At 59.2% G+C, this 24,453-nt stretch carries 24 protein-coding genes; 14 read left to right on the top strand and 10 right to left on the bottom strand.

The features are described 5' to 3' along the window. Positions 1-3 precede the first annotated feature (3 nt). From otnC to ltnD, 3 genes are read right to left on the bottom strand one after another with little or no spacing between them, the layout of a single operon-like run. Positions 4-636, bottom strand: a complete 633-nt coding sequence (gene otnC / locus ACYF6X_RS13090) for a 3-oxo-tetronate 4-phosphate decarboxylase (RefSeq protein ID WP_376788264.1) — start codon at positions 634-636, stop codon at positions 4-6. Continuing rightward, a complete protein-coding gene (gene otnK / locus ACYF6X_RS13085; RefSeq protein ID WP_130018438.1) occupies positions 633-1,892 on the bottom strand; it encodes a 3-oxo-tetronate kinase in 1,260 nt (419 codons plus the stop codon). The genes otnC and otnK overlap by 4 nt, the downstream gene beginning before the upstream one ends. Further along, positions 1,892-2,806 carry an L-threonate dehydrogenase gene (ltnD, locus tag ACYF6X_RS13080; RefSeq protein ID WP_130018439.1) on the bottom strand — a complete coding sequence of 305 codons (915 nt, stop codon included), beginning with the start codon at positions 2,804-2,806 and terminating at the stop codon, positions 1,892-1,894. Before ltnD ends, otnK begins: the two co-directional genes overlap by 1 nt. A gap of 283 nt (positions 2,807-3,089) precedes the next feature. On the opposite strand from ltnD, the gene ygbI reads away from it, so the two are divergent. Beyond that, positions 3,090-3,860 carry a DNA-binding transcriptional repressor YgbI gene (gene ygbI / locus ACYF6X_RS13075; RefSeq protein ID WP_130018440.1) on the top strand — a complete coding sequence of 257 codons (771 nt, stop codon included), beginning with the start codon at positions 3,090-3,092 and terminating at the stop codon, positions 3,858-3,860. Positions 3,861-3,961: 101 nt separating this feature from the next. On the opposite strand, the gene ACYF6X_RS13070 is transcribed toward ygbI, so the two are convergent. The 4 genes from ACYF6X_RS13070 to ACYF6X_RS13055 all read right to left on the bottom strand — a co-directional run bounded on the left by ACYF6X_RS13070 (position 3,962) and on the right by ACYF6X_RS13055 (position 6,661). After that, the gene (locus tag ACYF6X_RS13070; protein ID WP_130018441.1) at positions 3,962-4,537 is read right to left on the bottom strand and encodes a hypothetical protein; all 576 of its coding nucleotides are present in this window, start codon (positions 4,535-4,537) and stop codon (positions 3,962-3,964) included. A gap of 122 nt (positions 4,538-4,659) precedes the next feature. Beyond that, positions 4,660-5,427 (bottom strand): molybdopterin-dependent oxidoreductase, encoded by a 768-nt coding sequence (locus ACYF6X_RS13065; protein WP_063988826.1) that lies wholly within the window; start codon positions 5,425-5,427, stop codon positions 4,660-4,662. Continuing rightward, positions 5,420-6,025: a cytochrome b/b6 domain-containing protein gene (locus tag ACYF6X_RS13060; protein ID WP_130018442.1), complete on the bottom strand. Its 606-nt coding sequence runs from the start codon at positions 6,023-6,025 to the stop codon at positions 5,420-5,422. Before ACYF6X_RS13060 ends, ACYF6X_RS13065 begins: the two co-directional genes overlap by 8 nt. Before the next feature lie 12 nt (positions 6,026-6,037). Next, positions 6,038-6,661: a hypothetical protein gene (locus ACYF6X_RS13055; protein WP_130018443.1), complete on the bottom strand. Its 624-nt coding sequence runs from the start codon at positions 6,659-6,661 to the stop codon at positions 6,038-6,040. Between the two features lie 140 nt (positions 6,662-6,801). Between ACYF6X_RS13055 and ACYF6X_RS13050 the strand changes: the two genes are divergently transcribed. The 9 genes from ACYF6X_RS13050 (at position 6,802) to ACYF6X_RS13010 (ending at position 17,688) form a co-directional block, all read left to right on the top strand. After that, complete coding sequence (locus ACYF6X_RS13050; RefSeq protein ID WP_033650568.1) at positions 6,802-7,473, top strand: heavy metal response regulator transcription factor; 672 nt, start codon at positions 6,802-6,804, stop codon at positions 7,471-7,473. Beyond that, positions 7,470-8,891: a heavy metal sensor histidine kinase gene (locus tag ACYF6X_RS13045; protein ID WP_063988829.1), complete on the top strand. Its 1,422-nt coding sequence runs from the start codon at positions 7,470-7,472 to the stop codon at positions 8,889-8,891. Before ACYF6X_RS13050 ends, ACYF6X_RS13045 begins: the two co-directional genes overlap by 4 nt. A 529-nt stretch (positions 8,892-9,420) precedes the next feature. After that, on the top strand, positions 9,421-10,260 hold the full coding sequence (locus ACYF6X_RS13040) for a winged helix-turn-helix domain-containing protein (protein ID WP_130018470.1): 840 nt from the start codon (positions 9,421-9,423) through the stop codon (positions 10,258-10,260). 167 nt (positions 10,261-10,427) lie between these two features. Then, entirely contained in the window at positions 10,428-11,057 is a 630-nt protein-coding gene (locus ACYF6X_RS13035; RefSeq protein ID WP_130018444.1) for a helix-turn-helix transcriptional regulator, read from the top strand. Between the two features lie 425 nt (positions 11,058-11,482). Then, positions 11,483-12,070, top strand: a complete 588-nt coding sequence (gene ecpA, locus ACYF6X_RS13030; protein ID WP_004939148.1) for a common pilus major fimbrillin subunit EcpA — start codon at positions 11,483-11,485, stop codon at positions 12,068-12,070. A gap of 77 nt (positions 12,071-12,147) precedes the next feature. Next, positions 12,148-12,816 (top strand): EcpB family pilus assembly chaperone, encoded by a 669-nt coding sequence (locus ACYF6X_RS13025; RefSeq protein WP_063988832.1) that lies wholly within the window; start codon positions 12,148-12,150, stop codon positions 12,814-12,816. 50 nt (positions 12,817-12,866) lie between these two features. Further along, positions 12,867-15,386, top strand: a complete 2,520-nt coding sequence (locus ACYF6X_RS13020; RefSeq protein WP_130018445.1) for a fimbrial biogenesis outer membrane usher protein — start codon at positions 12,867-12,869, stop codon at positions 15,384-15,386. Beyond that, positions 15,376-17,010: a fimbrial adhesin EcpD gene (gene ecpD, locus ACYF6X_RS13015; protein ID WP_130018446.1), complete on the top strand. Its 1,635-nt coding sequence runs from the start codon at positions 15,376-15,378 to the stop codon at positions 17,008-17,010. The genes ACYF6X_RS13020 and ecpD overlap by 11 nt, the downstream gene beginning before the upstream one ends. A 9-nt stretch (positions 17,011-17,019) precedes the next feature. Beyond that, a complete protein-coding gene (locus tag ACYF6X_RS13010) occupies positions 17,020-17,688 on the top strand; it encodes a fimbrial biogenesis chaperone (RefSeq protein ID WP_060438937.1) in 669 nt (222 codons plus the stop codon). Here ACYF6X_RS13010 and ACYF6X_RS13005 read toward each other — a convergent pair. Then, the gene (locus ACYF6X_RS13005) at positions 17,685-19,151 is read right to left on the bottom strand and encodes a sensor histidine kinase (RefSeq protein WP_063988835.1); all 1,467 of its coding nucleotides are present in this window, start codon (positions 19,149-19,151) and stop codon (positions 17,685-17,687) included. The genes ACYF6X_RS13010 and ACYF6X_RS13005 overlap by 4 nt on opposite strands. Positions 19,152-19,154: 3 nt before the next feature. After that, positions 19,155-19,868, bottom strand: coding sequence for a response regulator transcription factor (locus ACYF6X_RS13000; protein WP_047728196.1), 714 nt, complete (start codon positions 19,866-19,868; stop codon positions 19,155-19,157). Positions 19,869-20,018: 150 nt separating this feature from the next. Here ACYF6X_RS13000 and ACYF6X_RS12995 point away from each other — a divergent pair, with 150 nt between their 5' ends. The 4 genes from ACYF6X_RS12995 to ACYF6X_RS12980 all read left to right on the top strand — a co-directional run bounded on the left by ACYF6X_RS12995 (position 20,019) and on the right by ACYF6X_RS12980 (position 22,288). Then, positions 20,019-20,630, top strand: coding sequence for a cytochrome b/b6 domain-containing protein (locus ACYF6X_RS12995; protein WP_130018447.1), 612 nt, complete (start codon positions 20,019-20,021; stop codon positions 20,628-20,630). A gap of 10 nt (positions 20,631-20,640) precedes the next feature. Next, positions 20,641-21,417, top strand: a complete 777-nt coding sequence (locus ACYF6X_RS12990) for a molybdopterin-dependent oxidoreductase (protein ID WP_130018448.1) — start codon at positions 20,641-20,643, stop codon at positions 21,415-21,417. Positions 21,418-21,476: 59 nt separating this feature from the next. Continuing rightward, positions 21,477-21,752, top strand: a complete 276-nt coding sequence (locus ACYF6X_RS12985; protein ID WP_130018449.1) for a pentapeptide MXKDX repeat protein — start codon at positions 21,477-21,479, stop codon at positions 21,750-21,752. A gap of 65 nt (positions 21,753-21,817) precedes the next feature. Continuing rightward, positions 21,818-22,288: a YkgB family protein gene (locus tag ACYF6X_RS12980; RefSeq protein ID WP_130018450.1), complete on the top strand. Its 471-nt coding sequence runs from the start codon at positions 21,818-21,820 to the stop codon at positions 22,286-22,288. Between the two features lie 44 nt (positions 22,289-22,332). On the opposite strand, the gene ACYF6X_RS12975 is transcribed toward ACYF6X_RS12980, so the two are convergent. Further along, positions 22,333-24,372 carry a choline transporter gene (locus tag ACYF6X_RS12975; RefSeq protein WP_060440723.1) on the bottom strand — a complete coding sequence of 680 codons (2,040 nt, stop codon included), beginning with the start codon at positions 24,370-24,372 and terminating at the stop codon, positions 22,333-22,335. Between the last annotated feature and the right edge of the window lie 81 nt (positions 24,373-24,453).

Genomic DNA, 24,453 nt, shown 5'->3' with positions numbered 1-24,453 from the left:
AGTTCAGCTCCGTAATTCGGCAATTTCATCATCGGTCAAATAGCGGATAGGACGATCGCCGAGGGTGAAGATCAGCCGCGCCGCATCTTCCATCTCTTCGGCATTGTCCGCCGCCGCTCGCAGGTCTTTACCGGTCACCACCGGCCCGTGGTTGGCCAGCAAAAAGGCGCGGTGGGTGGGTGCCAGGCGGGCCAGATCCTGCGCCAGCCTTTCGTCGCCGGGGCGGTAGTAGGGCACCACCGGCACCTTGCCGACGCGCATCACCACATAGGGGGTGAACGGTTTGATAGCGTTGTCGACGTCCAGCCCCTGCAGGCAAGAGAGCGCCGTGAGGTAGGTGCAATGCAAGTGCACCACCGCTTTGCATTCCGGATTGTTCAGATACAGCGCTCGGTGAAAGCTGATCTCTTTCGACGGCTTGTCGCCGGAGAGCCAGTCGCCGTTCAGGCTCACTTTAGACAGGCGATCGGCCTGCAGCTCGCCGAGACAGGAGCCGGTCGGTGTCGCCAACAGCGCGCCGTCCGGCAGCAGCAGCGAGAGGTTGCCGGCAGAGCCGGTGGCGTAACCGCGTTGGAAAAACGAAGCGCCCAGGCGCACCATCTCTTCTCGTGCCTGCTGCTCGATGGTCATGGTCATACTGGAAACTCCGTTTGCGCGCGCGTGAAGAAGGCTTCATCGCCAAAATTGCCTGACTTCAATGCCAGTGAAATGGCCCGGTCGTTGGCGCGCACCCAGGGAACGCCGGGGGAAATGCTGGGGCCGATATGGAAGCCGCGAATGCCCAGCGCCTGCGTGACCACGCCGGAGGTTTCGCCGCCGGCGACAATAAAGCGGCTGAATCCCAACTGGCACAGCTGCACCGCCAGCTCGGCGAACAACGCCTCCACCGCCTCGCTGGCGGCGCTACCGTACTGCCGTTGCGTTTGCTGCAGCGCTTCCGGCGCTGCGGTGGCGTAGATCAGCGGGGCAAGCGCCTCCCCGGCGTGGCGCTGCGCCCAGTGCGCCAACTCGGCGGCGTAGGCGGTGCGCGCCTGTGGCTCGAGGCAGCGGCCGATATCGATGGCCTGCGCCGAAGCGCGTTCTCGATAGTGCGCCACCTGCCGGTTGGTCATCACAGAACACGAGCCCGACAGCACCGCCGCTTTTTCCCCCTGCGGCGCACCGGCCGCCTCTGCCGAACGTTCGCCGTTCTGCGCCCATTGCCGCGCCAGGCCGATCGCCAGGCCCGAACCACCGGTCACCAGCTTCATCGTTTTCAACGCTTCACCCTGGATGAGCAGATGCCGTTCGTTGAGCGTATCCAGCACCGCGTAGCGCACGCCGTCCTGCGCCAATTGCCGCAGTTTCTCGCTGACTGCCTCGGCGCCGCGATCCATTTCCGCCGCCGTTACCAGCCCGCAGCGCCCGGCGGCCTGGGACGCCATCAGGCGCAGCAGGTTGCTCTCGGTCATCGGCGTGACCGGGTGATGACGCATGCCGGATTCAGACAGCAACTGTTCCCCGACGAACAGATGGCCCTGATAGACCGTGCGGCCGTTTACCGGCAGCGCCGGTGAGACAACCGTGAAACTTTCTCCCAGCGCGGCGAGCAGGGCGTCGGTCACCGGGCCGATATTGCCTTGTGCGGTACTGTCGAAAGTGGAGCAGTATTTGAAGTAGAACTGGCGGCAGCCCTGTTTTTGCAACCAGGTCAGCGCCTGCAACGACTGTTCGACCGCCTGTTCCGCCGGGCAGGAGCGCGATTTCAGGCTAATGACCGCCGCCTGTGCGTTTACCTGCGTTTCGTCTTGCGGCACGCCGTTCAGCTGCACCGTCGGCAGGCCGCTTTGCACCAGAAAACTGGCGATGTCGGTCGCGCCGGTAAAGTCATCCGCGATTACGCCGAGCAGCATCAGATTGACTCCTTTTTCTGCGGCAGATCGATGCCGGCAAAGATTTTGATCACCGCACTGTCGTCTTCTTTACCGTAACCGGCGTTGCTGGCGGCGGTAAACATGGTGAAAGCGGTGGAGGCCAGCGGCAGCGGGAAGTGCAGCGCCTTGGCGGTATCCGCTACCAGTCCCAGATCCTTGACGAAGATATCCACCGCCGACTTGGGCGCATAGTCGCCGTCGACCACGTGACGCATGCGGTTTTCGAACATCCAGGAGTTGCCGGCGGCGTGGGTGACCACGTCGTACATCACGTCCAGCGGGATGCCGGCGCGGGCGGCCAGCGCCATGGCCTCGGCTCCGGCGGCGATGTGTACACCAGCCAACAGCTGGTGGATGATTTTTACCGTCGCGCCCAGGCCGATCGTCTCGCCGATGCGGTACACTTTGCCGGCAATGGCGTCCAGCACGGGTTGCAGACGCTCGAAGGTGGCGTCGTCGCCGGCGGCCATCACCGTCATCTGGCCTTCCTCCGCCTTGGCCGCTCCGCCGGAAACCGGCGCATCCAGCATCGGCAGCCCGTAGTCCAGCAGGCGTTGTTCGATCTGTTTGGCGTCATCGGCGGAAATGGTCGAAGAGACCATCACCGCGGTGCCCGGCTTGAGCTTTGGCGCCAGGCCTTGTTCACCGAACAGGATCTGCTTCACTTGGGCGGCGTTCACCACCAGCAGCAGCACGGCGTCCAGCTCGGCCGCGAAGTCGCGCGCGCTGGTAGATGTTTGTTTCGCGCCGGCCTGTTGCAGCGCCGCCAGCGCCTGCGGATTCAGGTCCGCCCCGTAGGTGGTCAATCCGGCGCGGAGGCACGAGCGCGCCGCGCCCATGCCCATCGCGCCCAGCCCAATGATGCAGACGGCATATTTCCTTGGGTGTGTCATACTGCACTCCTGTTAATTTTAGTGATAATTTGTTTTGTTGTGTTAAATGTAAGCGCTTGGCGGCCGTTTATCCGCGATCGTTATCACAATAATTAACAATGCGCGAGACGGGTTTTTTGTGCGGCTTCTGGCCTGTATCAACATTACTATTATGTTTTTAAATAAGTTTATGCTTGTCTGGTGTCACTGCGCTCACCGTCACGCCGTGAAAAATTAGGGCTATCGGCGAACGAAAATTGACGTAAAATCACAATTATTATCACCGCAGCAACGAGAGGGAACCGTGATACCTGTAGAACGCCATCAACAAATTCTTGCGCTGGTATCCGAACGCGGCGTCGTCAGCATTGCCGAGCTGACCGAACGGCTGGGGGTCTCGCACATGACGATCCGCCGCGATGTGCAAAAGCTGGAGGAACAGGGCGCGGTGCAGTCGGTCTCGGGCGGCGTGCAGGCGCCTGAGCGGGTGGCGAGCGAACCTTCGCACCAGGCCAAGGAAGGGATGTTCAGCCGGCAGAAAATCGCCATCGGCCGGCTGGCGGCGCGGCATATTCCCGCCAATAGCTGTATTTATCTGGATGCCGGTACCACCACGCTGGCGCTGGCGAAACAGATCGGTGAACGTGACGATTTGACGGTGGTGACCAACGACTTTGTCATCGCCGGCTTCCTGATCGAACACAGCCAGTGCAGAATCATCCACACCGGCGGCACCGTGTGCCGGGAAAATCGTTCCTGCGTCGGCGAAGCGGCAGCGCAGGCGCTGCGTGCTCTGTTTATCGATTTGGCGTTTATCTCCGCCTCTTCGTGGAGCATGCGCGGCCTGTCGACGCCGAACGAAGACAAGGTGATGGTAAAGAAGGCCATCGTCGAGGCCAGCCGCCGCTGCATTCTGCTCAGCGACACCTCGAAATACGGCAAGATCGCGACCTACCTGGCGCTGCCGATCGCCGCCTTTGACGCCATCATTACCGACGAAGGGTTGCCCGCCGCTGCGCGGGAGGCCATCGAGCAGGCGGGGCTTGCGTTGTTGACGGCAGGGGAAGAAGAGTAAGAACGAACCGGAATCAGGATGAAAGTTCGGTATCGATGCCACTGGCGGGCAGTTCACTTGCTTCAGCACCGCCGCGTTCGCGCCATTCGCGGCGTCTTTGTTCAGCCCATTCTTCGTGGAAGGCTTGCATTTCTCTTTGGTGCCGTTCCTTTATGCTCATAGGAGTTGGGTGGGATTCTGCCGTTAACAGGCGGTATTTCGATGACATATAATCCGTCCTCAATAAGCGCTTGGTTGTACAAATAATGTACGTGATGCGCATGTTTTTTCAAGAGCGAGTCATAAATTCTGGCTAACGCTGGCCTGAGCGGTACGCTGAAAATCAATCTCGCTTGGTATTGCACCACAAACGTGACGATCGCCAGGCCGATGCCATTAATGAAGAGTTGTTCTCGTTCATCTTGGGTGTACGCCATCCTGGTATAGGTATCAAATAAGGATTTGGTTACTTCGGCGCGGGTTTTCAACGCCCTTACATCGTACAGTTCCATGACGTAAGCATTGTCCAATACTTCCGAGGCAGGATAAGCCCCAATAAGCCATTGACGCATCCTTAACGTCGCTTTTTTAAAATCAAGGTAATACGCAGCAACGCTGCTGGCATTTTTATAAACTGTTATTCGGCATCTATACTCTGTGGCAGGTCGCGCATTGATCTCCCTCACATCAATCTCCATGATAAAATCATTTTTACTATTACTTTTCCTATAGTTATCCCCGTTGTGACGAACAAATTATTAACCGCGGCGGAGAAGATCCTCCAGCCGCCGATGAGGCTTATGCGCAGCGCTGCGCAAAACTAAATGCCGCTGAACCAGTTATAGCCCTGATCCTCCCAATACCCGCCCGGATTGACGTCGCTGACGAAGATCGCGGCGATATGTTTGGCATTTTTGAACCCCAGCTTGGTGGGCACCCGCAGCCGCAGCGGGTAGCCATAGTCCGCCGGCAGCGCCTTGCCGCCGAAATCCAGCGCCAGGATGGTCTGCGGGTGCAGCGCGGTGGCCATGTCGAGGCTGGAGTAGTAGCGATCGGCGCATTTGAAGCCGACGTAACCGGCATTCAGATCCGCGCCGACGTGCTGCAGAAAGGTGCGCAGCGGCACGCCGCCCCATTGGCCGATGGCGCTCCAGCCCTCAATGCAGATCAGGCGAGTGATCTGGCTTTGCTGCGGCAGCCGCTGCAGCTGTTCCAGCGTCCAGGGGGCTTTTTTCTCCACCTTCCCGGCGACCTCAAGCCGGTAGCCGGCGAGATCGATCTCGGGGACGTTGTATTCCGGGTAAAACGCGTTGAAGGGGAAAGGGTGGGTAATCTGATCGGGCCGGTAAGTTTGCGCCAGCCGCTGGCCGCTGAACAGCCAGGCCTGCACCCGGTCGTTCCAGCGCGACATGGCCCACAGCACCTTATCCACCCGATCGCCGTCTTGCAGGTTGCAACCGGTGAGCATGGCGATACCGCCCAGCGTCAGGCCGGAACGCAGCATCAGGCGGCGCTGCAGATTGACCAGCTGCTTTTTTTGGTCCGGTTCCAGTTTTGGCGCGGCTGCCCGCGGCTTTTTCTCATTCATGTTTGCCACCCGTTATCATCGCCCACAGCGTTTTGGGCACGACGATCACCATGAAAACGTGGATCGCCACGAACAGGCCGATGCCGGCCATGGCGAAGAAATGCACGTAGCGCGCAAAATCGAAGCCGCCGAACAGGGCGACCAATCCCTGCAGCTGAACCGGCTTCCAAATCGCCAGGCCGGACAGCACCAGCAACAGGCCCAGCGCCAGCACGCCGAGGTACATCAGTTTCTGAATGGCGTTGTAGTGGCCATGCCGGTGGCGCAGGCGCAGCGTCAACGCCAGCCTGATATCCTGCCGCAGCGCGCCGACGCGCAGCGGCAACAGATCGCGGCGAAAATGGCCGCTGAACAGGCTCCACAGCAGATAGCAGACGGCGTTGAGCGCCAATAGCCACATCACCGCCAAATGCCAACCAATCGCGCCGCCCAGCCAACCGCCCAGCGTCATCTGCGGCGGAAAGCGGAAATCGAACAGCGGCGAGGCGTTATAGATCTCCCAACCGCTCATGAACATGCACACCATGGCGAACAGGTTGATCCAATGAGTGATTCGAACCGGCCAGCGATGCACCGGCCGCGACGCGTTGGTTTTCATGGCTTTCTCCGGTTACATCGGCGGTACGGTGCCGTCTTTGCCGGCGGAAATGCGGGTGGCGATGCGCTCGCCCTTATCGTTGACGGCGGAGAACAGCACGATGTGCACGCCCGGCTTGAGCAGGCTCAAATCGCCCGGATCCAGCGTCACGATCGGCACGTCTTCCGGCACGATGACGGTTTTCTGCTGGTTGCCGTAGGTGACGGTCAGGGTGCGGCCGTTGGATTTCACCAGTTTACCGACGGTGCCGTTGGTCATGGTGTCTACTTTGCCGTCGGCGGATTCCCAGGCCGAGTGCCCTTCACCGGTGCCGCGCAGGCTGGCGGCGAATACGTGCACCTCCAGCGCTTTGAGCGTGCCGTCCGGCTGCGGCACGGCGGCGGTGCCGATAAAGCTGTCCGGTTTTATGTCGTCCAGCGTGGCTTTGGACACGCTGAGCACGTTGGTCTGATCGTTCAGCTTGACGCTGAGTGTCTCGCCTTTGCGATCGGTCAGCTGCAGATTGCCGTCGGCCACCTGGCTGATGGTGCCGCGCAGCGGCGCGATGACTTTGCCCGGCGTTTGGGCGGCGGCCAGGCCGCTGGACAGCAGCAAGGTGGATAACAGTAAACCGGCTATACGATGACGGGTAATCATAACGTTCTCCTGAAATGAGTTTGCCGGTTAAGCATGGTTGAGCCATTGGGTCAGCGCCATGGCCGTTTGATGACATTAATGTCATCAAGTTTGTCCGCCGAAGCTGCTAGTATTTTTGCAGACGTAACGAGGTGGCGAGCATGCGAATACTGGTAGTTGAAGACGATATCGGCACAGGGGATTACCTGAAGAAAGGGTTGGGTGAAGCGGGGTACGGCGTCGATTTGGCGCGCAACGGCACCGACGGGCTGTTTCGCGCGTTGGAGCAGGATTACGACGCGATCGTGCTCGATGTGATGCTGCCAGGGCTGGACGGTTGGCAGATCATCGAGGTGCTGCGCAAGAAAAGCGACGTGCCGATTCTGTTTCTCACCGCCCGCGACGGCGTGCAGGACCGCATCCACGGCCTGGAGCTGGGCGCGGACGATTATCTGATTAAACCGTTTTCGTTTACCGAGCTGGTGCTGCGTTTGCGCACCTTGCTGCGCCGCGGGCCGGCGCGCGAAGCCGACCATTACGCCATCGCCGATCTGCAGCTGGACGTGCTGCGCCGCCGGGCGGTGCGCCAGGATCAGGTGATCCCGTTGACCAACAAGGAGTTCATGCTGCTGCATCTGCTGGTGCGGCGCGAGGGCGAAGTGCTGTCGCGCACGCAAATAGCCTCTCAGGTGTGGGACATGAATTTTGACAGCGACACCAATGTGGTTGACGTGGCCATCAAACGCCTGCGTGCCAAAATAGACCGGCCGTTCGACGTCAAGCTGATCCACAGCGTGCGCGGCATTGGCTATGTCTGCGAGCCACGCTCGTGAGCGGGCGCACTTCACGTCGGCCGGTGTCGCTGACGCTGCGCACCGCCACGCTGTTCGCACTGGTAGCCGCTTTGGTGGTGAGCGGAACGGGCGGGTATCTGTATAGCGCCATGCGCCAGGAAATGACGCTGCGCAGCGATCTGCAGGTGACCGGGCGCGTAGAATATTTCCGCCATTTGCTGGGGCAGCGCTTTCCTTTGGCGCGCCTGACCGCCAATAACGGCCTGTTTGAAAACATGCTGGGCAATGAACAGGACGTGCTGATTTTCCAAATTCCGGGACAAAAACCGCTCATCAACGTGAATCCGGCCGGGGTGAACCTACCGCCGATCGCGCCGACGCCGGCCGGCCAGGCGCAGACGCTGGCCGCTGTCCGCGGTGGGGAAACGGCGCAGGGGGTGCCGCTGCGCGCGGCTTCGGCGATGGTGCGCCTGGAAGACGGCAGCCTGTTGCAGATCTCCGCCGCGCACGTGATGGCCAACGAACAGAAAATGCTGGCGCGCTACCTGTGGCGCATCGTCGCGGCGGTGGCGGTGGCTTTCCTGCTGATTGCGCTCCTGGGGTATGGGGTCATGCGCCGGGGATTGAAGCCGTTATGGCGCATGGCGGCGCAGGCGTCGCAGATTGCGCCCAATACGCTGTCGACACGCCTCAGCGAGCAGGGGGCGCCGAAGGAGTTGCAGCAGCTGATCCGTTCGTTTAATGCGATGCTCGATCGGTTGAATGAAGGCTACCAGCGGCTGACGCAGTTTTCCGCCGATCTGGCCCATGAAATCCGCACCCCGGTAGGGGCGTTGATGGGCCAGTGCCAGGTAGCGCTTTACCAGCCTCGCAGCGTGGAGGAGTACGAAACCCTGCTGTCGAACAATATGGATGAGCTGGAGCGCATTTCCCGCATGGTGGAAAACATCCTGTTCCTGGCGCGTGCCGGCGAGGCGCAGTCTGCGCTGAACTACAATCGTCTGGATGTGGCGCTGGAGCTGCGGCGGGTGGCGGATTACTTCGAGGGGCTGGCGGAAGAACGCGGCATCGTGCTGAGCTGCGAAGGTGAAGGCGGGTTGAAGGCGGACGCAATGCTGTTCCAGCGGGCGTTGAGCAACCTGGTGGCTAACGCAGTGCGTTATGCCGACGAAAACAGCCGGATCGTCCTGCGGGCTGAACGGCGCGCCGATGCCTGGTGGGTGCAGGTTATCAATCAGGGGCAGCCGATCGCGCCGGCACAGCTGGAAAAATTGTTCGATCGCTTTTATCGCGCCGATCCCGCACGCAGCGCTGGCAATCATGCCAGTGGGCTGGGGCTGTCTATCGTGCGCGCCATCATGACGCTGCACGGTGGTGAAGTTCGCGCGCAGTGTTCCGTTAGCCGGGGTTCCGCTTGTTTGACCTTTAGCCTGGTTTTCCCTTCATCAGTTCAATGAGCTGCAGCGAATGTTTTCGCCTGTTGCGGAAAGCGCGACAGGCGTCATTCGTAAGTTTTTCCTTTCATTATTGTTTCCCATCAGCCTCGGCTGAACCTAAAATTTAACATTTGCGTCGCGGCAAACGCGTTAATTCATCGGGCTAATGCAGATGGACTGCGGTCTGTGATTACGCTCAACATTCACGTGTTATTATTTTTTTATTAAAATTTAGTTCTGCGGTCTTTTTTTGAGATGTTTTTCCTTAAAATGGATGATTTGCGACACAAAAAACTAACTTTGTGGTTTTTGTCGCGTCAATATATCAATGAATGAGGTGATTGGTTAACCTTTGGTTATGGTTTACAAGAAAAATCCTATATAAACGGTGGTGAGGTGACAAAGCGTATTTCGTGGCGTTAATTGAGTGGTTTTTCTTGCCTGTGCTTGGGTATTTTCGCGAATTACCTGATTAAATATTTATTTAATATTTCATTAACATTTGACGCCAAACTATAAATGATCGCTATAGTGAAAACATGTGAATAAAATGAAATATAGATTTAATGACCATATTCTCTTTGACGCAGACACCAGAACCCTTAGCCCAACAGATTTTTCTGACGATCCCATATCCATATCCGGTCCTTCCAAACGGTTGTTGCTGCTGTTGATTGCCCATCATGGCGAGGCCGTAGGGCGTGAACTGATATTCAAGAAGGTCTGGGATGATTACGGCATGGTGTCCAGCAATAATAATCTTAATCAGTGCGTCAGCAAATTGCGTCGGGTGATTAAAAACCTTGGCGTCGAGGATGAGGTCATTGTTACGGTCCCTAAAGTGGGTTTTATGTTGCGTGATGAGATTACCATCGAGTCTTATGAGGACGCGGAAGATATTCACGACGCGGAGCCTGCCGCGGCTGTGCCTGGAGCTACGCCCGCAGCGGTGGTCAATCCGGCGTCCGACACCGTCATCGACGGGGCCTCTCCTCATCTTGGTTATTCCCGCCGTGGTTGGCTGATGTTAAGCGCGATGGTTCTGGGAGGGATCCTCATGGCTATTGCTGTCTCGGCCTATTTCAGCGGCTCGGGGGCCCGGCAGGAGAGCTACCTGGGAAAGTCAGGCAACTGTAAGGTTTTCATGTCGCTGCCTGATGCTTCGGCGACGGTCAACGCCAGCCTGAATCGGGATATTCTGGCTTACGCCGCGCACCAAACGGGAGAATGCAGCGGCGATGAGTTTTTGCTGGTGGTGCGCAGCAATCAGGTCAGGGCTTACATTTCCGGTATTTCCCGCTTATTCCTGCTGCGCTGCAAGATCTTGCGTGAACATAAAATGGAGATCTGTTCAGGGTTGGAAAGTGACAATGCCGAGTTTATTAATTGACCATTGATAGCCGCCGCCCAACGAGATTGAAAGGACGGTGGGTATGCCAAAAATATTACAGTATTGAAATATAACGTTCGACTTTCATTTGGCGGGCTGCCGTGTGGCGTTTATCGAGAGATATTTCTCTTTCTCTACCGCTTTCTACCTCATTATGGTGATTATGTATGGTTAAAGCCGATTTCGGTGATGCGCTGCTATTTTTCGAACCCAGCGATTTAGTGAGAAGAGGAATGGAAGCATTTCTCGTTACCCAATCAAGTGACCGCTATTTTATCGACACCTTGAGGGAGCTGGAGGGGGTATTGAAAGAGGGAAAGCCTCGCGCGCTTATTATGGAGTTATATCATCAGAGCGAATATTTGTATGATGTATTACGGTTCGTTCTGACGGCAAAAAATGTCTGGCCGGAAATTCCCTTGGTGATTTTCACCGCTGTAGAACATCCCGGTATATTAGCGTTGTTGGCGACGGATGCGCGCATAGCTATAGTGGCAAAGGAGGAGCCTTTGCATTGCCTGAGTGATGCCATTGCGGCTGCGGGTGAGTTCTCCGGCTATCGTTCCCCGCATATTCGCGCCCGGCTGGTGCACTCTGCAGCCGCATTATCTGACACTGAATGGCGAGTTTTGGCCATGATGGTTGCCGGCGCGTCTGCACGAAGCATCGCCAACGTGACCCGGCGAAGTTACAAAACCATAAGCTCCCATAAACTGAATATTATGCGAAAACTGGGCCTCAATCAGGCCGGCTTTATGCGGCTTATTCTTACCCTGAGAACCCGATACCCTTCCTGACACGTGGCGATAAGCCCCCCTTTTCTCTACAGCGGCCGATCTTGATTGGCTGCTGCCCCCTGCGTAAATCCAATCAATCCCCCCTCAGCGAACAACGCCGGCGCTGAAATTTTGCACCGACATGAGAAGGGCGAACAGAGCGTATTTGTGGTTAAACAATAACCGCCTTGCCGGGGTTAAACCACAATGTGATTGTGCTTTCATCAAAGGCTTAACACGCTTTTTAATGTGATTGATGGGGGTTAAAACATTAATGACGGGATTTAAATCTAAATATTTGAACTTTAATAGTTAATGATTCTTTTTTGATCGGCCAGGGATATTCTTGTGGCGTCAAGCAGACTGGCTAAACGCAGTGATGCAAACGGCTGGCTGAGAATGGACGAAAGAAAGAAAACATATTCAACATTGAAGGGAGTTATACCATGAAGAAAATGACACTGGCTCTGGCGATCGTTTCCGCCTTTGCAGCGGTCAGCACTGCTCAAGCCGCCGACGTTACCGCTCAGGCGCTGGCAACCTGGTCTGCGACCGCCAAGAAAGACACCACCAGCAAACTGGTTGTGACGCCGATTGGCAGCCTGGCCTTCAACTATGCAGAAGGCATTAAGGGTTTCAACAGCCAGAAAGGCCTGTTTGACGTCACCGTGGAAGGCGATACCACGGCCACCGCTTTCAAACTGACCTCAAAACTGGTCTCCAATACGCTGACTCAGCTGGATACTTCCGGTTCTACGCTGGAAGTCGGGGTGAACTATAACGGTGCGGTGGTCGGGAAAACGGCTGAAACCACCATGATCGACACCACCGCCGGCATTTTGGGCGGCAATTTGAGTGCCTTGTCCAACGCCTACAACCAGGCCGGCCGCACCAGCGCGCAGGATCAGTTCACCTTCAGCATCATCGGCGCGACGTCAAACGGCACCACCGCCGTCACGGATTTCAGCACGCTGCCGGAAGGTATCTGGAGCGGCGACGTCAGCGTCGAGTTCAACGCGACCTGGACTTCCTAATCCCCCGAACGATCTGCATCTGGCAGGGGGGAGACCTCCTGCTATTTACCGCCCATCAACGCCAGTGGAATACCGCAATGACACGCTTTTCTCTCGCCGTCACCCTGATGTTAATGCTGCTGAGGCCGGCTTTGGCTCTCGATGTGGGTGAGATCAGCGCCTTCATGCCTGGCGACAGCGCGCGCCTGAGCAAGGAAATCAAAAACACCACCGACAGCGGCAGGCTGGTGACCATCAAGATCGAACGCATTTCCAGTCCCCTGGCCTCTGGTACGGTGATCCCGATGAGCAGCCGGGACGAAATGCTGCTGTCGCCCGCCAGCCTGATCTTGCCGGCTAACGCCAGTGATGTGATCCGCTTTTACTACAAGGGGCCGAATGATACCCAGGAGCGTTACTACCGCATCGTTTGGTTCGATCAGGCGCTGAGCGAGGCGGGGCAAAACTCGGCTCGGCGTAATGCCGTGGCCACTACGTCGGCGCGCATCGGCACCATTTTGGTGGTGGCGCCTCGGCAGGATCGCTTCGCCTATCAGTTCGCCAATGGGCGGATCAAAAACACCGGCAACGCCACGTTCAAAGTGGTGGCCTACGGCAATTGCAGGAACAAGCAAGACGGCAGCGACTGCAAGGAAAACTATTTCGTGATGCCGGGGAAGGATCGTGCCTTCAGCAAGGTTGACGTCAACGATAAAAAAGGACGCGTCGCGCTGTGGCACGGCGAACAGTTTATCCCGGTGAAGTAATGCGCGCGTTATCCACGATGGATGCAAAACAATCACGCAAGGAGTGGCATGTGAACGCTGTGCTGTTGAAAACGCTTTTGGCTGCCGGTGCGCTGGCGCTCCCGACGCTGTTGCCTGGCCGGATGGCGATGGCGGCCGGTTTGACGCAGATTAACGGCGTGCTGATCCCGCACACTTTCAGCCTGGCGTTGCGCGAGGGGATGAGTATTCCGCTGTTGTTGCATTATGAAAAGAGCGATGGCGTCAAAGACGACAGCCGCATCGGCCATGCCTTTCTCTACCTGGATCAGGACAGGCTAAAGATTCGTCGGGTGACGCTGGAGGATAACGACGACGGTGCCCCGCTGACCACGGCGATTGCCGGCCAGCTGCAGGCTTTGCAGGATGCGCCATTCGATCGGCAGCAGCATATCCGGGTCGCGGACGACGCCTGGCTGGCGCTGGATTTCCGGCAGCTCAACCTGCAGCTGGTGGTGAAGGAATCCGCGTTGGGGACGGTGCTGCGCGCTCGCTCCAGCGACATCGGCGCGTCCAGCGTGGATGCCGTAAGCAGCACGCTGGATTATAACCTCGGGGTCTACGATAACCGGGCCCGCGCCAGCGAAGGCAACACCTCCAGTTATTTATCGCTCAACAGCGTCACGGCGTTGCGTGAGCACCACGTGGAGTTGAACGGTTCCATCTACGGTATCGGCAGCGGCGATGAAAACGCCACGCTGTACAAAGCGATGTACGAGCGTGATTTCGCCGGCCGCCGTTTCGCCGCCGGCATGCTGGACAGCTGGAATCTGCAGTCGCTGGGGCCGGTCACCACCATCAACTCGAGCAAGATTTATGGTCTGTCCTACGGCAACCGCGCCAACTCGACGGTATTCGATAATTCCCAATCGCTGACGCCGATCGTGGTTTTTTTCCCCTCGGCCGGCGAGGTGCATCTGTCGCGCGACGGGCGGCTGCTCAGCGTACAAAACTTCACGATGGGCAACCATGAAGTGGACACCGGCAGTTTGCCCTACGGTATCTATGACGTAGAGGTGGAGATCGTGGTCAACGGCAAAGTGGTCGATAAACGCATGCAGCGAGTGAATAAATTGTTCAGCCCCAATCGCGGCGCCAATGCGCCGCTGGCCTGGCAATTCTGGGGCGGGATGCTGCGCATGGACGACTGGCGCGGCGAACGGGAGCGCCACCGCCCGGCAAAGGACTCTTATTTGCTTGGCGCTTCGGCTACCGGCAATCTGCAAACGCTTAATTGGGCGCTGTCGGGGTATTCGTTTGACGGCAACGCCGTCGGCGAGAGCCGCGTCAGCCTGCCGGTGACCGAGTCGATTCAGATCAACCTGCAAAACATGGCGGCCTCCGATCGCTCCTGGAGCCTGGTCAACAGCGTCAGCGCCGCGTTGCCCGGCGGCTTCAGCAGCGTATGGATCAATCAGGAGAAAACGCAGATTGGCGATCGTCTGTTGCAAAATGACGCCTATAACCGCGCCGTTGGCGGCAGCCTTAATCTGGGGGCGCTGTGGTCTCCGCTGGGCACCCTGAGCGCCAGCTACAACGACGATAAGAAGAACGACAGTCACTATTACAACGCCGACTATTACCAGAACATCTTTACCGGCCGCTTCGGCACGCTGGGCGTACGTGCGGGCGTGCAACGCTACAACAACGGCAGCAGCAACGCCAATACCGGCAAGTACATCGCGCTCGATTTTTCACTGCCGATGGGCAACTGGCTCAGCGCCGGCGTTTCCAATCAAAACGGCTACACCACCGCCAACCTGGCGGCGCGCAAGGACATCAAGGACGGGCCGATCCGCACCTTGGGCGCCAACCTGTCGCGGGCGATTTCCGGTGATACCCGCGGCGACAACCGCTTCAACGGTGGCGGCTATGCGCGCTTCGACACCAAGTATTCTGCCGGCACGCTCAACGTCAGCAGCTCCGCCGACGGCTACGTTAACAGCAGCCTGACCGCGAGCGGCAGCATGGGCTGGCAAGGGCGCGATATTGCCATCAGCGGCCGCAACGAAGGCAACGCCGGGATTATCTTCAATACCGGCATTGAAAACGACGGCCTGCTGACCGCACGGGTTGACGGTCGGATGGTGAAGCTGAGCGGCAATAAGAATTACCTGCCTTTGTCGCCTTACGGTCAGTACGACGTTGAGTTGATGAACAACAAAAACTCGGCGGAGAGCTTCGATATCGTCACCAAGCGCAAGAGCAAGCTCACCCTGTATCCGGGCAACGTGGCGGTGATCTCGCCGGAGATAAAACAGATGGTGACGGTGTTCGGCCGCATCAAAGCGGAGGACGGCACGCTGCTGGCCAACGCCTATATCAAGAACCATATCGGCCGCACCCGCACCGATGAGAAAGGCGAATTTATCATGGACGTCGACAAGAAATTCCCGGTTATCGATTTTACCCACAGCGGCAATCAGACATGCGAAGTGGATTTGGATCTCAGCAAGGCGCAAGGCGCCGTGTGGGTCGGCGACGTGATCTGCACCGGGCTGAAAACCTATGCGGGCAATAGGTCATCCGGGGAGTCTGACCATGAGAGCTAACGTTATGCTGTTGTTGTTGGCGCTGGTCGCCCCCGCGCTGCAGGCGGCGGTCAGCCAGACCAACTGGCCGGATGCGGCGGTCATGAAATTTGTCTTCGTGGAGAACAACGCCGACGACAACTTTTTCGTCACGCCGGCCGGCGGGCTGGATCCGCGCATGACCGGCGCCAATAAGTGGACCGGGCTGAAATACGGCGGTTCCGGCACTGTCTATCAGCAGAGCCTGGGGTACGTGGATAATGGTTACAACACGGGGCTGAATGCCAACTGGCGCTATGACATGTGGCTGGAAAATGCGCCGATAAAGAATCCGTTTCTCGGCCTGCGCTGCATCAACTGGTATGCCGGTTGCAATATGGATACCAGCTTGATTCTGCCGCAGACCACCGACGAAAAGGGATTTTACGGTGCCGTGGTCACGCCCGGCGGCGCAAAATGGATGCACGGCATGATGTCGCCGAGCTTCTATCAGTATCTGAAGCAGATGGCGGCGGGTGACGCATTCAGCATGCAGATCAACGGCTGCCAAACGTCGGTGGCTTACGACGCCGCGGCCGGCGGCCGCTGTCGGGATCAGGCCAGCGGCAGCTGGTACAAGCGCACCGTCACGCACAGCAAGGCTGCCCATCTGCGCTTTATCAATACCAACGCCGTATCGGAGGTGTTCGTCAACAGCGATGGGGTGCCGATCATCGGTGAGGGCAATGCCGATTGCAAGAACCAGACCATCGGCGCCCGCTCAGGCATCATGTGCAAGATGGTCAGCTACGATTTGCAGACCGACGGCAGCGTGAGCAATACCTCGATTCATATTTTCCCGGCGATTAACCATGCGGCGCTGTCATCCGCGGTGAACGCCGCCGATCTGCAGTTCAGTCTGAACGGCAACACCTGGAAAAATACGTCGGGCACCGGCAGCTACTATACGTTTAACGAGTTGAAGAGCAGCAACGCCGTGTATGTGTTCTTCTCCAGTAACTTCTTCAAACAGATGGTCGCGCTGGGGATTTCCGACAGCGGCACTCGCGATCTGATCAATTTCCGTTTTCAGAACACCACCTCGCCGGAGTCGGGATGGTATGAGTTTTCCACCTCAAACCAGCTGATTATCAAGCCGCGCGATTTCAGCATCAGCATTATTTCCGATGATTACGACAACAGCCCACACCGTGAAGGTTATGTCGGCCCGGCGGAACCGGCGCTGGAGTTCGGCTACTTCGTGACCACCAGCGGCAAAACCGCCGCCGATCAGGTGAGGGTGATGGCGACCGGGCCGACTCAGGCGATCAACGGGGTGAACTATTGCCTCTTTTCTTCTGCGGATAACAGTACCCAGGTACCGTTCCCCGCCACCCTCGGCATCACCACCAGCACCAACGGCCAGCAGAGCTTCGCCGCCGGCTGCGATGGCCAGTGGCACGACATGACCAATGCGCTCTGGAGCAGCACGCCGTGGAATGATATCTCCGGTGAAGTGGGGGTGCTGAACAAGACCCGCGTGACCTTTAGCATTCCGATGAACAATCCGATCTCGCTGAGAACCGTCGACGGCAACGGTTGGTATGGCGACGTCAGCGCCGCCGGTGAAATTCATGTCGAAGCCACCTGGCGCAACATCAATTGAGGACAGGGCGTGAAACTTGTGCTGATAGGGTTGCTGTGTTTGTCCTTCCCCTTTACCGCCGCTGCAATCAATGTCGGTACCCTGACGTTTGCCATGGATCAGGATCGCTCATTCACCGCCAAGCGGGTGTTGAATAACAACCGTAGCGCGCGCCTGTATCAGGTGAGCATTCGCGCCATCGATCGGCCGGGAGAGCGCGAGGTGCGCAGCCGGCCGGCGGATGGCGAGCTGCTGTTTGCGCCGCGCCAGCTGACGCTGCAGGCCGGGCAGGCGGAGTACTATAAGTTTTTCTACCGCGGGCCGCAGGATAATCGCGAGCGTTATTACCGGGTATCATTTCGCGAAGTGCCGACCCGATTGTTCGAACCGGGGCCGCGTCGGGGCGCCGGCGTCAACCTGGAGCCGATCGTGGTGATGGACACCATTCTGGTGGTGCGCCCGCGTCAGGTAAACTTTGCCTATCGGCTCGATACCCAGCGCGGTACGCTCACCAACACCGGCAACACCTATTTCAAGTTCCTGCTCAAGCCGGGCTGCAACAGCACAGATGAAGAGGGTGTCACCGAATACCTGCGCCCCGGCGATACGCTGACCCATGCCGGTATTCGGCTGAAGGGGCAGAAATTCATTATCTATAACGACAAATTTATCAGCGTCGATCGCAGCTGCCTCGATTAACGCGGCGGAATGGCAAAGCGGAAACAGGCGCCGCTTTGCGCTTGTTCGATCAGCTGAATATCGCTGTCGTGCAGCTGCAGAATGCGCCGCACGATCATCAGGCCCAGTCCGCCGGAAGGGCGCCGGGCGCCGCTCAGGACAGACGGGCGTACGAACAGATCGGCGCGCAGCGTCTGCGGAATGCCGGGGCCGCTGTCGCTGACCTGCACCATCACCCGATCGTCCTGCCGCCACAGCCGCACGCCGATGTCGCCGCCGGGCGGCGTATGGCGAATGGCGTTGTCCAACAGGTTAGTCAGTACCCGCTCAATCATGCTGAGATCGGCGAACACCGGCGGAATGCCGGGGGGAATGTCGGCGTGCAGCCGCTGGTTGCGCGCCTCCGCCGCCAGCTCGAACTTTTGGAACACGTCCTGCAACAGCTCGCTGAGGGAAAAAGGCTCTTTCTGCGGTTTCACCACGCCGTACTCCAGCCGCGCCAGCTCGAACAGCTCCTGCGCCAGCTTGCCCACCTTGCGGCTCTGCGCCAGCGCGATCTCCAGATAGCGCCGCCGATCGGCTTCGCTCAGGGTGGCAGCCTTGACCGACAGCGTCTCCAGATAGCCGTGCAGCGAGGTGAGCGGGGTGCGCAGATCGTGCGAGACGTTGGCGATGAACTCACGCCGCAGCCGATCCTGCTGCGCCAGCGTTTGCCACTGATCGGCAAGGCGCTGCGCCATGCGGTGGAAAGCCTGCTGCAGCTGGCTGACTTCGTCGCGCCCGGCCCGTACCGCAGGCAGCGCCGCGTAGGCCTGCACCGCCTCGATGCCGCCGCTGTCCAGCGCGCTGACCTGCCGGGTCAGGCGACGGATAGGGCGCGTCACCCAATAAAACGCGAAACCGCCGGCCAGCAGGCTGAACAGCACCATCAGCCCGGAGGTCCACAGCGCCATCCTGACCGCCGAGTTGAACTGGGCGTTGCTGGCCAGCGCCGTGTACTCTTCGCCGAGCAGCACCACGTACAGATAGCCTTCGATCCGGCCATCGACCTTAAGCGGCGCGACGCTGAACACCTTGCGCCCGTCCGCGCTGCGCGGATCGTCGCCATACACCGGCATCGGCGCGCCACCGAGCAGCGCCTGCAGCGGCGGCAGCGCGACCCGCTGCCGCTTCAGATGCCCGGCCGGCGCGGCGTTGCCGATAATCGCGCCCTGTTTGTCGAGAAGGTAAACCTCAACGCTGGGATTCACCGCCATCAGCTGATCGAACAGGGTATGCACCGCCTGCGGATCCGGCCCGTTTACCCCCAGCAGCGGGTTGCTGTCGGCAATATGCTGCGCCAGGTTGCCGGACAGGCGCTGGATCACCGCCTGGCTGTACTGGGTGCTGCTGCGCACCTGCATCCAGCCGGAAAAGGCGCAGCCGATGACGATCAGCAGCGCGAAGATCAGCGTGAGGCGTTGCGCTAACGTAAGGTTTTTCATGGCTCACTCTTGCGGCGCGGCCGCGAATTTATAGCCCATGCCCCACACCGTGAGGATGCGCTCGGGTTCCGCCGGGTTGCGCTCGATCTTGATGCGCAGCCGGTTGATATGGGTGTTGACGGTGTGCTCATACCCCTCGTGCTGATAGCCCCAAACCTGATTCAACAGGCTCAGGCGTGAGAACACCTGGCCCGGGTGGCGGGCGAAAAAGTACAGCAGGTCGAATTCGCGCGGCGTCAGCTCGACCGGCTGCTGGTGCAGGTGCACTTCGCGGGCGATGGGGTCGATGGTCAGATCGTTGAAGCTGAGCACGCCGGCGTCCATGCGCAGGTTGCGGCTCATCGCTTCCTGGCGGCGAAACAGCGCCTTGACCCGCGCCACCAGCTCCAGCATGGAGAAGGGCTTGGCCAGATAGTCGTCGGCACCCAGCTCCAGCCCCAGCACGCGGTGCACCTCGCTGGAGCGCGCGCTGGTGATGATGATTGGCGTGTAGCGCGTCATGGTGCGCGCCCGGCGGCAAATCTCCAATCCGTCCACGCCCGGCAGCATCAGATCGAGGATCAATGCGTCCCAGCCGCCCTGTTCCAACATCGCCATGCCCCGATTGCCGTCGGCGGCGTGGCTGATGGCGTAACCTTCGTCGCGCAGATGCAGCTGCAACAGTTCGGCGATGTCGCCGTCGTCCTCGACGATCAAAATTCGTTTTGGCTTGTCCATTCTCATTACCGCTGATTGCCCGTTTCTCTCTGAAGTCTACACAACCCCCACCGGCGGAGTTATCACATTTTATTTAACTTTGCGTGAGGTCTTGGGGAACAAATCCGGCGAATACTTGGCTCATCGCATCGTTAGCTGGCAGGAATCTTTATGAGCCTCACTTTCACTCCGGAACAACGACAGACGGTGCATCCGCTGTGGCTGCGGTTGACGCACTGGCTGAATGCGCTGGCGATGCTGATCATGGTGACCAGCGGCTGGCGCATCTACAACGCCTCGCCGCTGTTCAACTTCAGCTTTCTCAATGAGCTGACGCTCGGCGGCTGGCTGGGCGGCGCGCTGCAGTGGCACTTCGCCGGCATGTGGCTGTTCGGCGTCAACGGGCTGTGCTACCTGCTGATCAACCTGGCCAGCGGGCGTTTCAAACGCAAATATTGGCCGCTCAGCCCACGGCAGTTTCTCGCCGATATAGGCGCCGCGTTGCGCGGCAGGCTGCAACACGCCGACCTGCGCCACTACAACATGGTGCAACGCGTGGCCTATCTGTCGGTGATGATCCTCGGTGTGATGAGCGCGCTGTCCGGGCTGGTGCTGTGGAAATCGGTGCAGTTTCCGCTGCTGCGCACATTGCTCGACGGTTATGAGGCGGCGCGCTATATCCACTTTTTTGCCATGTCGGCGCTGGTGGCCTTCGTCGCGATTCACCTGGTGATGGTGGCGCTGGTGCCGCGGACGCTGCTGGCCATGCTGCGCGGACGCTAAGGAGTGAATGATGGAAAAGGATAAACGGATCATGACGATCGGTGAAGGGCAGGCGATCGTCAAAGAAGCGCAGCGGCTGTTGAGCGCGCCTTCGCGCCGCCGCTTTCTGCGCAACGGCCTGACGCTGGGCGGCATCGCCATGCTCACCGGCTGCGATCTCAGCGATAACGCCAACGTCGAACAGGCGCTGAGCCGCATCTCGCGCTTCAACGATCGGGTACAGGGCTGGCTGTTCAACGGCGATCGCCTGGCGCCGGTCTACCCGGAATCGATGATCACCCGGCCGTTCCCGTTCAACGCTTTCTACGCCGAGGAGGACGCGCCGGACATCAACGGCGACGATTACCGGCTGGAGGTGGCGGGACTGGTGCAGGACAAACGCGCCTGGAGCCTGCCGCAGCTGCACCGCATGGCGCAGGTCAGCCAGGTGACGCGCCATATTTGCGTCGAGGGCTGGAGCGCCATCGGCAAGTGGGGCGGCGTGCCGTTCGCGACCTTTCTCCAGGCGATTGGCGCGGATCTGAGCGCCCGCTACGTCAGCTTTACCTGTGCCGACGATTACTACACCAGCATCGACATGGCCACCGCGCTGCACCCGCAGACGATTATCGCGCTGACCTATGACGGGCAGGTCTTGCCGCGCAAATACGGCTACCCGATGAAGCTGCGCATGCCGACCAAGCTGGGCTACAAGAACCCGAAACACATTCAGGTGATCGAGGTCACCAACCGCTTCCCGGGCGGTTACTGGGAAGACCAGGGTTACAACTGGTTTGGCGGCAGCTGAGGCAGCCACCGGCCATTCTCCGGCACCCCGGTGCCTTTGACATGACGGAAGGAAATACCATGAAAAAGTTATTCGCAATGATGATGTGCAGCGCGCTGATGCTGGGCGTGGCCGGCGCCAACGCCGCGGACGGCATGAGCAAAGACGCGATGAAAAAGGACGGCATGAGCCAGATGTCGCACGACGGCATGAAGAAAGAGTGCATGGGCAAAGAGTGCATGAAGAAAGACAAGATGGGCAAAGACGCCATGAAAAAGGATGGCATGGCGAAAGACGGTATGGCCAAAGACGGTATGAAGAAAGACGAAATGAAGAAGGACGCGATGGGGCACTAAGCCGCCGCACCCCGCGGCCGCAAGCGGGCGATCCGCGGCGGCCGTGGGCAACATAAGGAGAGAGGATGATGCTGGTGACATGGCTGCGGCGCTTTCAGCGCTCGAACGGGGACGTTATCTTTATGCGCGCGGCGCTGGTGGTGATCTTCGCCGCCTTCGGTTACGCCAAGTGGTTTGATTACGAGGCGCAGGGGCTGGTACCGCTGATCGGCAACAGTCCGCTGCTGAGCTGGATGCATCAGGCGTTCGGCATCCGCGGCGCCAGCTATGCGCTGGGCGTCGCCGAGTGGAGCTTCGGTTTGCTGCTGCTGGCGGGATTCTGGTCGCGGCGGCTGGGGTTGCTGGGGGCGATCGGTTCGACGGTGACCTACCTGACCACGCTGACGCTGATCTTTTCCACGCCGGGTGCCTGGGAGCCTTCCGCCGGCGGTTTCCCGGCCATGGCCGGGGCCACCAGTTTTTTAATCAAGGATCTGGTGTTGCTGGCCGGTTCCCTGGTGCTGCTGAAAGCCGACTTGCCGGCCGAGCAGGCATAAAAAAGGGCGTAGCCTGGCTACGCCCTCTCGTTATTTATCGACCGTCACATATCCGGGAAGGTCAGGGTGCCCCCCGGCGCTTCACGATGAATATGCAGGAAGTTCAGGTGCTTCTCGTACTGGTCGAGGATATCGCCAATCACCTGTTCCTTGCTGTAGTCCATCAGGTCGTTGCCCTGGGTGCCTTCCATCAGGAAGGTTTCCAGCCGGTAGTAGTGTGACTTGCCGGAGCGGGCGCGGTAGGTGAAGCCCGGCACCGAGTAGCGCATCGGCCAGATCTGATAGATAAAGTTCTGTTCTTCGCCCAGGCGCACCAGCAGCTCCAGGTGGTTCAGACGCTCGTCTTCGGTCGGCGGCACTTCGCTGAACTCCACTTTCGCGCCGCGCAGCTCCAGCTCACGCGCCACGTCCTGCATCGCCGGACGGCAGACTTTATCCAACATTTTCTGCGTGTACTGGGTGCCCGGGTAGTTCATCACCCGCGACAGGCGCTGTTTCCAGTTGAGCACGTCGTGGCTGGAGACCGGCACCGGCGCCAGGGTGCTGAGCGCGCTGGCCTTGCGGTAGTCTTCCACCCGCAGCGATTTATACAGCCCAGCCATCACGAAGAAGATCACGAAGCTGAACGGCAGGCCCATGATCACCGTGGTTTTCTGCAGCGCCGGCACGCCGTCGGTCATCAGCATGCCGATGGTCAACAGGCCGATGGCCACCGACCAGAAAATCCGCAGCCAGTTCGGCGCATCATTATTGATGTCGGCCAGGCGCGAGGTGAAGTTGCCCAGCACCAGCGAGCCGGAGTCCGCCGAGGTGACGTAGAACAGCAGGCCGGTGATGGTGGCCACCGAGGCGCTGAAGGTGAAGCCGGGGTATTGCGCCAGCAGGCTGTAGAAACCGCGCTCCGGGAACTGCATCACTTCCTGAGCAAACTCGGCGTTGCCGTGAATGATCTGGTAGAGCGCACTGTTGCCGAAGATAGACAGCCACAGCAGGGTGAACACGAACGGTATAATCAGCGTGCCGACCACGAACTGACGAATGGTGCGTCCGCGCGAGATGCGCGCCAGGAACAGGCCGACGAACGGCGACCACGCCACCCACCAGGCCCAGAAGAACAGCGTCCAGTTGTTCATCCACTCCACCGGCCGATCGAAGGCGAAGCTGTTGAGCGTCATGCCCATAAAGCGATTGACGTAATCGCCGACGTTGAGCACCAGCGCGTTGAGCAGGAACTCGGTGTCGCCAAAGAACAGCACGAACAGGATCAGGCCCAGCGCCAGCAGCACGTTCAGCTCGGACAGGATGCGGATGCCCTTGTTGACGCCCGAGGTGACCGAGATGGTGGCCATGATCACCGACAGCAGGATCAGCGAGCCCTGCACCGTCAGGTTTTCCGGGATTTCGAACAGCACCTTGAGGCCGTAGTTGAGCTGCACCACGCCGATGCCCAGCGTGGTGGCGATGCCGAAGATGGTGCCGAGCACCGCGGCGATGTCCACGCTGTGGCCGATCGGCCCGTTGATGCGCTTACCGAAAATGGGATACAACGCCGAGCGGATGGTCAGCGGCAGATTGTAGCGATAGCTGAAGTAGCCGAGGGCGATGCCCATCAGCGCATACATCGACCAGCCGGTCAGGCCGTAGTGGAACAGCGTCCAGACCATCGCCTGGCGCGCGGCTTCCAGCGTTTGCGCGTCGCCTTCCGGCGGCATCATGTACTGGGTCACCGGCTCGGCGACCGAGAAGAACATCAGGTCGATGCCGATGCCGGCGGCGAACAGCATCGCCGCCCAGCTCATCAGGCTGAACTCCGGCTTGGACTGCTCCGGCCCGAGCTTGATCGAGCCGAAGCGCGAAGCGGCGATAAACACCACGAACACGATGTACAGCGTCGCAGCCAGCAGGTAGTACCAACCGAAGGTGGTCGACACCCAATTCAGCGTACGGGTGATCCACTGCCCGGAGAAGTCGGTGAAAAAGATGGTCATCAGCGAGAAGGCCAGGATCAGCCCTGCCGAGGTGAAGAAAACCACAGGGTTGAGGCGGTCCTGCTGCGGTTTGGAGGAGGTTTCGTGGGTTGTCATCGTCATCCTCTGAACTGAGAAAATCGTGCCGCTCCGCATTCCGGGGCGCGTTGGCCTCTGGAAAACGGGCGAATGAAGGCG

This window comes from Serratia sp. ID 25-353 (assembly GCF_054792795.1).
Note: the sequence above shows the minus strand (reverse complement) of the source record. Positions and strands in the feature narration are given on the sequence as shown.